This window comes from Bacillus sp. M5A3_1b (assembly GCF_053345335.1).
In genome coordinates this window covers 79,586-92,250 of the sequence record NZ_JBKEZY010000004.1, presented here as the reverse complement: position 1 = coordinate 92,250, position 12,665 = coordinate 79,586, and the positions used below count along the sequence as shown (strand labels likewise).

The following is a 12,665-nucleotide window of genomic DNA, read 5'->3' as shown; positions in this document are numbered from 1 at the left end:
TGAATATAGATAATTAACAACTAACCAATTGGATGAGCGCCTAAAAGAGCTCTGTTTTATTGAAATTAATATACATATATGTGTCGTTCTTTATTTATATCATCGACCACATATATGTAATTTTGCATAATGTTACATAAATTGTGTATTTTCTCTTTTTTCCGACAGGAATAGACAGTATACTTTGTACAAGCTTTCTATTTCAAAAATTATACGAGGTGAAAAAATGAAAAACAAAAAGACATTAACTAAGGTAGCATTAACAACAGGCTTAGCTTTAACAGCTGTAGCACCATACGGAGTAGGTCATGCTGAGGAAACAGATCAACTACAAGTTCAAATTCAGGAAGAATCGTTCCGTTCAGGTGAACTTACACAACCGTCACAAAAGGCACCAGAAAATGTAGTAAAAGATGCTCTTAAGGAGAAAACAGAACAAGCTCTTTCTCCAAAGCAAGTCAATGGAGAAACAGGAGTAGATTATAAAGTTCTTCAAAAACGTGGTTCATATGATGGAACTACACTTGTACGTATACAGCAAACATACGAAGGAAAAGAAGTATATGGCCATCAATTAACTGCACACGTAGATAATAACGGTGTTATTAAAAGTGTTTCAGGCGATAGCGCGCAAAATTTAAAACAAGAAGAATTGAAAAAACCTATTAATCTATCAAAAGATGAAGCAAAACAATATATTTATACGAAGTACGGGAACGATATCAATTTTATTTCTGAGCCAGAAGTTAAAGAAGTTATTTTTGTTGATGAAAATAATGGACAAGCTAGCAATGCATACCAGGTTACATTTGAAGCTGCAACACCAAAATATGTTTCCGGAACTTATTTAGTAAATGCACAAAATGGTGATATGTTAAAAAATATGGTACAAGAATCTAACTTAAAAGCAAGTGAAAAACTAGTTGGAGCATTAAAGAAAAGTAAAAAAAGCAATCTTACATCATTAACTGGAACAGGAAAAGATGATTTAGGTATATCACGTACATTTGGAATCTCTCAACAAAGTAATGGCAAATATGCTCTTGCTGATTATACAAGAGGGCAAGGAATCGAAACATATGATGTGAATTATAGAGACATTACTAAAGAAGAAAGCTATTATCCTGGTACATTAGCAACTAGTGCTTCGACAACATTTAACGATCCAAAAGCAGTAAGTGCTCATTACTTAGCAACAAAAGTATTTGATTTTTATAAAGATAAATACAAGCGTAATAGCTTTGATAATAAGGGACAAAAGGTAGTTTCAGTTGTACACGCTTGGGATTCTGGAGATACGAATGATCCGAAAAATTGGCAGAATGCATTAAGTGCGAATAATGGAAGTATGCTTGTATATGGAGATCCTATCGTCAAGGCATACGACGTAGCTGGCCATGAATTTACACATGCAGTTACTTCTAGCGAATCTAATCTTGAATATTACGGTGAATCTGGTGCGATTAATGAGGCGCTATCTGATATTATGGGAACATCTATTGAGAAATACGTAAACAATGGAAGTTTTAACTGGACTATGGGAGAACAAACTGGATCTGTTTTCCGTGATATGGAAAACCCGGCTTCTGTTCCATCTTCACTTGGAGTACCTTATCCAGATGATTACAGTGAATTTAACGATTTTAATGGATGGGATCAAGGTGGCGTTCATTTTAATTCAAGTATTATTAATAAAGTTGCGTATCTCATTGCAAAAGGTGGAACTCATAACGGTGTAACTGTTAAAGGGATTGGTGAAGATAAAATGTTTGATATCTTTTATTATGCAAATACAGATGAGTTAAACATGACTTCTAATTTCAAAGAGTTGAGATCAGCATGTATTCGAGTTGCAACGAATAAATATGGAGCAAATACTGCTGAAGTTCAAGCAGTTCAAAAGGCATTTGATGCAGCAAAAATTAAGTAAGTTAGAAATATAGTTTTCATTCATATATTATTACATTATGAAAAACAGCTACTGTCACTTTAAAGATAGTAGCTGTTTTTTTATACAGCAATGTATGATTGAAAATACACTTAATAAGCAATAATTAGGTTGTCCATCTTTATGAAGTTACGACACATATATAAGGATTAAAGTGTATAAAAACAGAAAATTAATAATATATTGACCTCTTAATAGAAAGTGCTATAAAATGAAAGCGGTAACAAACGATTGCTTTAAAATGATTTCCTTGATCTTTTAGTATTTACAAACATATGAAGACATAAATAAATCTATTTTTTTAAACATTAATGCAAACGTTTTCTTATTGAAAGATCATTGAAATACATATGTGAAAATAGCCAATATGGGGGTGAATTAAAAGAGAGTTCTAGATTAATTTAAGTAGTGTAATTTAGTACGAGCATAATAAATTGTACGTACTATTTAAAGAAAGGGTGTATGTGGTGCAAATGATAAAAAGATTAATTAACAAATCAGTTTTATTACTTACTATAATCGTTATGTTATCATCTGTTTTCTCTTTTCAAAGTGTAAAGGCAGTTTCAAATTCGAAGACAACTGAAGTTATCATTCATTACAAAGAACAGTCTGGAAATACAAAGGATTGGAACCTTTGGTTATGGGGAGAAAATGCGAATGGTAAATCATATGAATTTACTGGTGAAGATGAATTTGGAAAGTACGCTAAGATTAATATAGATGGTGACTATGATCGTGTAGGATTTATCATTCGTACGAATGAGTGGGAAAAAGATGGTGGCGATCGTTGGATTGAAAATATAAAGGACGGTCGTGCTGAAGTATGGATTCTTTCTGGTGATGATAAAGTATATACTTCTAAGCCTTCTTCGGATCTATCAATTCAAAAAGCAACTATTGATAGTTTCAATGAAATTACTGTAACGACTAATGTGCCGTTTCATATTAAGGAACGGAAAATTGAAATTGAAGGCATTAAAATTAAGAATATTAGTCCTTATGATAGAAACAGTGGGAATGTTACGAATAAGTTTAAAATAATTACGGAGCAGAAAATTGATTTAAAACAGACATACAAAGTTAAAATCGAAAACGTAGCTGATACGTATACCGAAATCGGTAAAGTCATTCGTAGTGCGGAGTTTGATCATTCATTTTATTATGGTGGTAACGATTTAGGTAATATATATACACCACAACATACAAAGTTCCGTGTGTGGGCTCCTACTGCGAGTGAAGCGAAGTTAGTTACATATAAAAAATGGAACGATAAAATAGGTAATGAAATAAACATGCAACAAAGTGAAAAAGGCACTTGGAATGCAGAACTTAAAGGGAACCAAAAAGGTCTCTTTTATACGTATAAGGTGAAAATTGGTGATAAGTGGACAGAAGCAGTTGATCCGTATGCGCGTGCAGCTTCTGTAAATGGAGATAAAGGTGCAGTTGTCGATTTAGAAGAAACAAACCCAAAAAAATGGAAAACGAATAAAAAACCAAAATTTAAAAATCCGGAAGATGCAATTATTTATGAATTGCATGTACGTGATCTTTCTATTCAGCCCGAAAGTGGTATAAAACATAAAGGAAAATATTTAGGTGTAACTGAAAAAGGAACAAGAGGGCCTAAAGATGTGAAAACAGGACTTGATCATATGAAAGATCTTGGTGTTACGCACGTGCAGCTTTTACCGATATTTGATTATGCATCAGTAAATGAAGAGAATTTAAACGAACCACAATATAACTGGGGATATGACCCGAAAAACTTCAACGTTCCAGAGGGATCCTATTCTACAAATCCATATGAACCAACTGTTAGAATAACCGAATTAAAGCAAATGATTCAAACAATGCATGATAATAATCTTCGTGTTGTAATGGATGTAGTATATAACCATATGTATAACGCTGCTGAATCTAATTTTCATAAGTTAGTTCCAGGTTATTATTATCGTTACAATGAAGACGGAACATTTGCAAATGGAACCGGAGTAGGAAGTGATACAGCTTCAGAGCGAAAAATGATGAGAAAATTTATGGTGGATTCGGTCACATACTGGGCAAAAGAATACAATTTAGACGGATTCCGTTTTGATTTAATGGGTATTCATGATTATGAAACGATGAATGAAATACGTAAAGCTGTTAATCAAATTGACCCTTCTATTATACTGCATGGGGAAGGTTGGGATTTAAATACACCTCTTGCTGCTGAATTGAAAGCAAATCAAAAAAATGCAGAGAAAATGAAAGGGATTGCTCATTTTAACGATAATATACGAGATGGATTGAAAGGTAGTGTATTTGAGGAGAAAGAAAATGGCTTTGTAAATGGGAAGGAAAACATGGAAGACCGTATTAAAAAAGGGATTACAGCAGGCATTGACTACGATACAAATTCGTCTACGTATAAAGATCCGGAGCAGGTGCTAACTTATGTGGAAGCGCATGATAATCATACATTATGGGACAAACTTGAGTTAACTAATCCAGGTGACAGTGAAGAAGTGCGAAAACAAATGCACAAATTGTCTTCTTCAATTTTATTAACATCACAAGGCATTCCATTCTTACATGCAGGACAAGAGTTTATGCGCACGAAATATGGTGATCATAACAGTTACAAATCTCCTGATTCAATTAACCAAATGGACTGGTTACGCCGTGCAGCATTTAATAATGAGGTAGAATATATGAAGGGTTTAATAGATTTACGGAAGAAGTACGCAGCTTTTCGAATGACAACCGCAGAGCAAATAAAAACACATGTATTATTTATTGATGCCCCGAAAAATACTATAGCTTATACAATAGAGGGGAATAAAAACGAATACTTTACGGTGGTTCACAATGCAAATAGAGAAGCGGTTGAAATAACACTTCCATCGAAAGGTCCTTGGAAGGTACTAGTAGATGGGAAACAGTCGGGAAGTAAACCACTGTATGTTGTCCATGATAATAAAATTAAAGTTCCTGCGTTAAGTTCATTAGTTTTAAAAACAGAGACACCGATTAAATAAATGCAAAAAGTGAAGTGAAGATTGTTTTCACTTCGCTTTTAAAGTTAAAGTAGTATAATTTCACGTACTGTAATTTTATTACAATTTAATAAACAAAAAGAGAAGAACTCACCAAGGTTCTTCTCTTTTTTATGTGTAATTAGCGTTTACATGATTGTAGATATAAGAGGTTTTGAAAATAGCTAAAGGCAAGACGATGAACCTATGTACAAAGTGACAAGAAAATGACAAAACTGTAAGAATGCATGAATGTTTGTAAGAAAGTTCGATGTTTTCCTTTTTCTTTTTTTATTAAAGTGAAAAATAAGAAAGCGATTTCATGAGAGGTTGATATTTTTAGATGAGTACAATAACCAAAGCTATTTATGTAATGAAGGTGTAAGGCAATCAGTAAAACACCTTACTAAAAAAGGAGGGATTTGAAATGTCTTTTTCTCAATTCAATATTGATATTTTTCGAGCAATTAATGATTTAGGTAAACAATATTCATTCCTAAACTCAACCACGGTATTTTTGGCAGAATATATGGTATATATTTTTGCTTTAATTATTTTAGCTTATTGGTTTACCGGGTCCAGAAAAAGTAGAATGATGGTTATGCAAGCGATGGTTGCTTTTGTAATTGCTGAAATCATTGGAAAAATAGCAGGGGAATTTCATTTGAATTATCAACCGTTTGCAGTATTGCCGGATGTGAATAAACTTGTCGACCATACTGTAGATAATTCATTTCCTAGTGACCATACGATACTCTTTTTTTCGATTTGTTTTTCGTTTTGGCTTGTTCATAAAAAAACTGGATGGTTATGGCTTATACTTGCATTTTGTGTAGCGATTTCCCGTATTTGGGTAGGGGTTCATTATCCTTTTGATGTTGCAATAGGGGCTTTAATAGGATGTGTTTCAGCATTGTTTTCTTATTGGTTAGTACCAAAATTTTCTTTTATCACTCAATTGCTTACTCTATATGAAAGAGTAGAGAAACATGTTTTACCATCCAAAAACAAATCAAAGGGATTTTGAGTATAGCCCTTTCTCATCCTTATTATTATTCTACACAAGTTGAATGGGTCGATACATTCAATGCACCTATTTACATCCACGAAGACGAAAAAGAATGGGTAGTACGTCCAAGTAACAAAATAATTTTTTGGTCGGGCGAGTCTTTTGAATTAACAAATGGCATTCTTTAAATCGTATTGGAGGTCATTTTAAAGGAGGAACTGTTTTACACTGGAAAGGTGGAAATCATAAAAAGGTATCACAGTTATCCAAATCTGATTCTACTTCCTGCTAGTAAAGTAAGAGAGATGATGGATAAAGTAAAAGGGCTACCATTCAACCGTATTTATAATGCTTTTCATCGAGTCGTGTCAAAGCATGCGGACCTTGCTGTTCAGAAGTCAGCAGATCGATACATAAAAGCACTGCAGGAAACACTTTTTAATACATGAGATGTTTCAATATTACCTGTAGACATCTTTAAGAAATTAAAATAAATAGAGAAGTTTAGAGCATGTTATTATCATTTTTTAAAACATGCTCTTTGTATTTAAAGTAACACCAACATTACTGGCACGTACAAGTTATCAACAATCTTTATGTTGAAAGAATCTTAGCGTACGAATGTTGGTACTACCCCCTACTTAGTAATCTCACAATTTAAGGCATATCATTGGGGAAGATTTGGGAGTTCAATCGATTCTGAATAAAATGGATAGTATCAGTTGCAATTTTTTTACGTTTAAGGACAATCCCGGCATGCCCACATGTATAAATATATCGCGTAGGTCTTTCCCAGGATTCCCACAAATAGTCCGTATCCTCAGAATGCACATAAAGATCATGATTGCCCGAAATTAATAAAATATTTTCTTTTTTTACTTTTGGTAATGCTTGACTCGGTTCAGTGATTTTCCAATAAGCTATTAAATCATCATAAGTAACACCATGATGTTCCAAGTCTTCTCTAATAAATTTACCTGGATTTGTCTTCCAAATTGAATAAGAGAGTCGATTCGCGTAGAAAATGGATGCTAACACATCAATTTCTAGTTCAACAAGAGATGTTAAGTTAGTAATAACTCCACCTAAACTGATTCCTATTAAAATCAAGGGACCATTTTTATTTGCTTTAATCCATTTGATCAAAGTTCGTAAATCAGCTACCGCTTGTTTAGTTGCTTCTACAGTTCGTTCAACATTGGCACTTACCATGTACTCTCCATTGTATAGGGATTGGTTCGGTTTTCTGTCAAAATGATATGGTAAAGTGAAATAATACATATTCCACTTTAAGTTGGTCATATGATCGTGGAATATTTTTTTTACACGTTCGTTAGAATCCATTCTCCAACCGTGAACAAAGATGACATGAGGTGCATCTTCATTTTTATGTAAAAATAATTCTCCAGTGACAGAATCGTTGCGTGAATCACCAGATTGAACCGAGCTTTTATATTTGAATTGTCCAACCATGTAGTCCTTTTCCTGTTTTAAATGCTTAATGTTAAAATGAATATGAGATGGTTTTACTTTATAAAAAAATTCTATGTCCTTTATATATAGTGAGGTGTTAGAAAGAGAAGTATACTGAAACTTTACACTTCTTTTTTTGTGCAAATCATACAAGGCGTATCGATCAATGAGTTTTGAAAAAATCAAATTAACCTCCTCCAAAATACATATCGTCTAAAAGATGGACAAAATTTATGCTGTAAATTAATTGTAAAATATTCTCTTTTCCTAATAGTAGATGCTTGAATTATAAAACAGGTGGGGAATTTGTATATTATATTATAAAGCTATCAATAAAATAAAACTATAAATATCTTTTACAAAAACCTAAAAAGCAAGTTAATATTCTCATTCATAAAAGAGAACATTAACTTGCTTATTTTCGTATTAAAAGGTACACCTTTTGAAGTGACGTAATTTATATGAAAGACAATGTGTCAATTTGTATATTTAATACAGTGATAGTTATTATAATTTTCGAAGCCTATAGTTAATTAACCTTACAATATACGTCTTTTTGGTATATAAATAGCTATATTCATTAGAGAAAGAGTTTTAATCCTTCATGAGAATCTTTAAAACCTAATTTCTTATAAAAATGTAAAGCTTCTTGTCGTTCTTTATCTGTTGTTAACTGTACTAAATGACATCCCCGTAATTTAGCACGTTGAATAGCCCATTTAATAAGTTTACTTCCTATACCTTTACCACGTTTTGATGAGGCTGTCCGTACACCCTCAATTGTAGCTCTCCACCCCCCTTGACGTACAATGTAAGGCGTAAATGTAATTTGTTGAATACCGACAATCTCCGTCCCATCACACGCTACAATCAACTCGTTATTTGGATCACAATCAATAGCATAAAATGCTCTTATATAACTATCAGGGAGTGGTGTTTCATAGCGCTCTCTTTTATTTCCTAAAACATCATCAGCAAGCATTTTTACAATTGTATCTAAATCATCTGCCGTTGCAATCCTAAATGTTATAGTTTCTGTCACTATCAAAAAACCTCCTTAATGTATGCACTTGTTACTTTTATTTTACTTGTTTAAATACAATAGGTTAAATTATAAAATATTATGAGTCTCTATAACTTTTTCTTATAGATAGCATAAAAGCCTAACTTATAAAATTATAATTTAGGCTTTTTAACACAATATTATTATTAGAAAATCCGACCAACTTCAAAAAAACTCCATATTCTTTAATGAATTTTCATATTTAACAAGCACACATAGAACCATTCAAATAGGGTGGTTTTTATTTGTTGTATAGAAATTACGTAATAAGCATGGATTTGTATGCTCTCATTCAATGCTATCTAAAGCCATAACTTCCTTGCCAATATTCAAAAACGATTACGTTTTTGAATATGTGTTCCGGTCTTTCTTGACCAGGTCAATGAATAACTACACATAAACTCCTTATATCTCTAGATAAACTACCGATTAGCTCCATATAGACTCTAGATAACCTATATAGAATACAAGTTATCAAGGAGGTAAGAAAAAATGAACTTTATGAAACGCGCAATTCTCAGTATGAAAAAAAGGATAGGAACATCATTAATTTTGATGGCAGTATTTCTGATTGTTACAAATTTGGTTCTTTCAGGGTTCACAATCCAAAATGCATCAAAAAAAGCAGCGGATGCTGCAAGAAAAAAACTGGGCGCAGATGTTACTTTAAGTCTTGATTTTGACAAATTAGGTCAACAAGCTAGGGAAACTGGAGAGATGCCTAATCCACCGAAGCTTAATACAAAAGAAGCAGATCAATTAGCGAAGTCAAAGTATGTAAAAGACTATAATTACATAACAAGCACTTTCGGAATTTCTGACGGACTTAAACTAGTAGGAGCTTCAGAAGGAGAAGAAGAAGGAAAAGGTAAGGCGGGAATGGCGGCTGTACGAGGCGGTTCAGGCTCCGGTACAGAAATAGATATGAATTCTTCTTTTATGATTGAGGGAGTTCGCAAAACTGCATTACAAGAAAGCTTTAAGAATGGAAAAAGTAAAATCATTGATGGGAAACCAATTACAGAACAGATGAAAGATCAGAATGTAGCTTTAATGGAAAAACGATTAGCGGAATTAAACAACTTGAAAGTAGGAGACAAAGTTAAAGTGCAATCAGGGGATAAGAAGGAAACCCTGGAGGTTGAAATTATCGGTATTTACGAAACGAATGAGCAAGCAATGGGGCAACAAGCTCCTCCTATAATGGATCCAGCTAATAAACTATATATGCCGCATTCAACTATGAAAAAATTAGAAATAGATCAAGGTATAAGTAGCATTCAAGTCGTGTATTTTTTGAAAGATCCACAAAACATTGAAGCATTTAAAGAAGAAGCAAAAAAATCTGATATTGATTTTAATTATTATAAATTAGATGCACATGATTCGTTGTACAAACAAATGATTGGACCTATCGAAAATATCTCATCTACTTCTCAAATGATTATTTATATTGTATCAATTGCAGGTGCGATTATTTTAGGGTTAATCATTATGTTATCGATTAAAGCACGTCGTAAGGAAATGGGGATTCTATTGTCCATTGGAGAGAAAAAGTGGAAACTGATGGCGCAGTTCGTAGTAGAAGTAGTATGTATCGCTATTTTAGCATTTGGATTATCTATAACAACAGGAGCAAAAATTTCTCAATTCATAGGGAATAATTTACTTTCGAGTGAAATTGCTACAGCAGGAGAAGAAACAAACACCTCACAAAATGGAACTGTAATGGTAGCTGGACCTGGTGGAACTGTACAAAATCAAAAAGAGGATCCAATTGATAAAATTAATGTGAGTGTAACAGGTGAAGATGTAGGAAAAATGGGGGGGATTGGACTAGCTATTGCTATATTAGCAACGCTTCTTCCAGCATTATCTATTCTACGCCTGAATCCAAAACAAATTCTTTTAAAAGATGAATAAGGAGGCTCGATATGGAGACGATTTTACAATTTAAAAACTTAGATTATTATTATGAAAGTAACGAAAAAAAAGTAGCGATACTAGAAAATGTTAACTTTTCTTTTCAAAAAGGACATTTCTACACGATTCTAGGACCATCCGGATCTGGTAAAACCACTACGCTTAGCTTAGGTTGTGGGCTAGATATACCTAAAAATGGTTATGTACTATTTAATGGAAAGGATATTCGAAAAATTGGTTTGGATCGGTACCGTAATCAAAATGTATCGTTAATTTTCCAATCTTATAATTTGATTACCTATATGACTGCTCTTCAAAATGTCTTAACAGCAATGGAAATTACAGGTGTTAAAGTGCAAAATAAAACGGCAAGGGCATTAGAATTATTAGAGAAAGTAGGACTTACAGAAGTAGAAGCGAAACGAAATGTTCTGCAACTAAGTGGCGGGCAACAGCAGCGTGTTGCAATCGCTCGAGCGTTATCTTGTAATGTTGATTTACTGATTGCGGATGAGCCGACAGGAAACCTCGACGAAGAAACGGCAATGGATATAATAGAACTGTTTCAAGAACTTGCACATAAAGAAAATAAATGTATTATTGTTGTGACGCACTCACAGGAAGTTGCTAAAAAATCAGACCGTGCAGTCTATTTAAGTAAGAAGAAGTTGGTAGTAAACGAAATTTAATATAAACACCCTAGTTTTTCAATTCACATAATTTTCGAAATTAGTTGCTTCAAATATTTATATTTGATATACAATATAACCAAGCCATAATTAAAATGGTCTCCCTGTATTGAATGTTAAGATAGTTTGTTATTCCCTTTTTAACAATTTTTGAAAAAGAACTTGTAGTATATTCTACAGGTTCTTTTTGTTATGATCGGTTTACTATATCATTGAAGAATTGCATATAAAAAACGGGACAGTATTTAGGTGTATGATCTAAATACTGTCCCGTTTAATTATTTATCTGTAAAAAGGAACTAGCTTACATCTCATGTGATAGATTTTATAAATAAGAGCGTTTAATTGGCCATGGCTCTAAGCACTAACCATTTGGAATAAAGATGCAATGTATCAGTTATACTATGTAATATTTATTCATTACAAAATATGGTGGTATGTATGACTAAGCAAACAATTACTTTATTTCAAGTTTCTATGATACTCATTGGTAGTATTGGGATAATTAATCATGTCATTATGATTCCTATGTTATTAGATACCTCAGGTAGAGATTCGTGGATCTCTATCATATTAGTAAGCATTATATACTTGATTTGGATTTCATTAATATTTATCATATATAGAAACATAAAAAATGAACACTTGTTTTCGTGGTTAAAAAATAATTTTGGGAAACTCAGTGTATATCCAATCATATTTATAGTTGTGATTTATTTAATAACAATTGGTGTCGTTGCACTAAAAGAAACATTAACCTTTTTCTCTTTTTATTTACCAGAAACACCTCACTTTGTATTAGGAATACTTTTTTCAATGATTTGTCTCTATAATGCTACAAGAGGAATTCAATCTATTGCACTTACAACAGGTGTTTTGTTACCTATTGTATTCCTACTTGGTTTTTTTGTAATGTTTGCAAATGTTCCACATAAAGATTATTCTTTACTTCAGCCAATGATGGAAAATGGAATGAAGCCAGTATTTAAGGGAATGGTTTATCCTGCAGCAGGATTTTTAGAGTTAATTTTTATTCTTTTCTTACAGCATCACATTTGTTCAAAAGTCAAATTATATCAACTGATCGCTTTGGGAATGGTTATTATCGGTATCACAATAGGTCCAGTTATGGCAGCTATTATAGAATTTGGACCTTTCGTAGCAGCAAACCAACGATATCCAGCATTTGAAGAATGGAGACTTGTGTCAATAGGAAGGTATATTGAAAATTTAGACTTTCTCTCTGTGTATCAGTGGCTTGTAGGGATCTTTATTCGTCTATCACTTGTTGTTTTTCTTATACCAGATTTGTTATCAATTACAAATCGAAAAACGAGAAATGGGATTATGTTTGCAATACTTTCATGTATTTTATTAATAAGTATACTACCCATCAGTGACTCTAGTTTCTATTGGTTTGTATCTCAAATTATTTTACCAGTTTCAGCTTTAGGGCTATTTTTGTTTTCTATCTTACTAATATTGTTTGTATGGGTTGCTAAATTTAAGAAAAGCTCTTAAAAGAGTATGGGGATTT

General features: G+C 32.7%; 8 protein-coding genes and 1 pseudogene. 7 read left to right on the top strand and 2 right to left on the bottom strand.

The genetic code is table 11. The annotated features are described in order from the left end of the window. Positions 1 to 226: 226 nt before the first annotated feature. The 4 genes and pseudogenes from ACLBWW_RS13000 to ACLBWW_RS12985 all read left to right on the top strand — a co-directional run. Positions 227 to 1,930 carry a M4 family metallopeptidase gene (locus tag ACLBWW_RS13000; protein ID WP_098047674.1) on the top strand — a complete coding sequence of 568 codons (1,704 nt, stop codon included), beginning with the start codon at positions 227 to 229 and terminating at the stop codon, positions 1,928 to 1,930. Positions 1,931 to 2,415: 485 nt separating this feature from the next. After that, on the top strand, positions 2,416 to 4,974 hold the full coding sequence (pulA, locus tag ACLBWW_RS12995; RefSeq protein ID WP_447614063.1) for a type I pullulanase: 2,559 nt from the start codon (positions 2,416 to 2,418) through the stop codon (positions 4,972 to 4,974). A 424-nt stretch (positions 4,975 to 5,398) separates the two neighbouring features. Then, entirely contained in the window at positions 5,399 to 5,998 is a 600-nt protein-coding gene (locus tag ACLBWW_RS12990; RefSeq protein ID WP_098132646.1) for an undecaprenyl-diphosphatase, read from the top strand. After that, positions 5,977 to 6,429: pseudogene (locus ACLBWW_RS12985) on the top strand (hypothetical protein); the annotation flags it as partial. The gene ACLBWW_RS12990 and the pseudogene ACLBWW_RS12985, both read left to right, overlap by 22 nt. Positions 6,430 to 6,637: 208 nt before the next feature. Here the strand turns inward: ACLBWW_RS12985 and ACLBWW_RS12980 are convergent. Both ACLBWW_RS12980 and ACLBWW_RS12975 read right to left on the bottom strand, forming a co-directional pair. Continuing rightward, positions 6,638 to 7,639 carry an alpha/beta hydrolase gene (locus tag ACLBWW_RS12980; RefSeq protein WP_098221935.1) on the bottom strand — a complete coding sequence of 334 codons (1,002 nt, stop codon included), beginning with the start codon at positions 7,637 to 7,639 and terminating at the stop codon, positions 6,638 to 6,640. A 394-nt stretch (positions 7,640 to 8,033) separates the two neighbouring features. Continuing rightward, positions 8,034 to 8,495, bottom strand: a complete 462-nt coding sequence (locus ACLBWW_RS12975; RefSeq protein ID WP_098221933.1) for a GNAT family N-acetyltransferase — start codon at positions 8,493 to 8,495, stop codon at positions 8,034 to 8,036. Positions 8,496 to 9,008: 513 nt separating this feature from the next. On the opposite strand from ACLBWW_RS12975, the gene ACLBWW_RS12970 reads away from it, so the two are divergent. The 3 genes from ACLBWW_RS12970 to ACLBWW_RS12960 all read left to right on the top strand — a co-directional run bounded on the left by ACLBWW_RS12970 (position 9,009) and on the right by ACLBWW_RS12960 (position 12,649). Next, positions 9,009 to 10,439, top strand: coding sequence for an ABC transporter permease (locus ACLBWW_RS12970; protein WP_098067928.1), 1,431 nt, complete (start codon positions 9,009 to 9,011; stop codon positions 10,437 to 10,439). A gap of 11 nt (positions 10,440 to 10,450) precedes the next feature. Beyond that, a complete protein-coding gene (locus tag ACLBWW_RS12965; protein ID WP_447614062.1) occupies positions 10,451 to 11,128 on the top strand; it encodes an ABC transporter ATP-binding protein in 678 nt (225 codons plus the stop codon). A 441-nt stretch (positions 11,129 to 11,569) separates the two neighbouring features. Continuing rightward, positions 11,570 to 12,649: an endospore germination permease gene (locus ACLBWW_RS12960; RefSeq protein ID WP_048547258.1), complete on the top strand. Its 1,080-nt coding sequence runs from the start codon at positions 11,570 to 11,572 to the stop codon at positions 12,647 to 12,649. Positions 12,650 to 12,665: the final 16 nt, after the last annotated feature.

What these genes read in the sequence shown, in the direction of transcription:
- ACLBWW_RS13000 (WP_098047674.1), top strand. Translation starts at nt 227, where the DNA reads ATGAAAAACAAAAAGACATTAACTAAGGTAGCATTAACAACAGGCTTA.
- ACLBWW_RS12990 (WP_098132646.1), top strand. Translation starts at nt 5,399, where the DNA reads ATGTCTTTTTCTCAATTCAATATTGATATTTTTCGAGCAATTAATGAT.
- ACLBWW_RS12970 (WP_098067928.1), top strand. Translation starts at nt 9,009, where the DNA reads ATGAACTTTATGAAACGCGCAATTCTCAGTATGAAAAAAAGGATAGGA.
- ACLBWW_RS12965 (WP_447614062.1), top strand. Translation starts at nt 10,451, where the DNA reads ATGGAGACGATTTTACAATTTAAAAACTTAGATTATTATTATGAAAGT.
- ACLBWW_RS12960 (WP_048547258.1), top strand. Translation starts at nt 11,570, where the DNA reads ATGACTAAGCAAACAATTACTTTATTTCAAGTTTCTATGATACTCATT.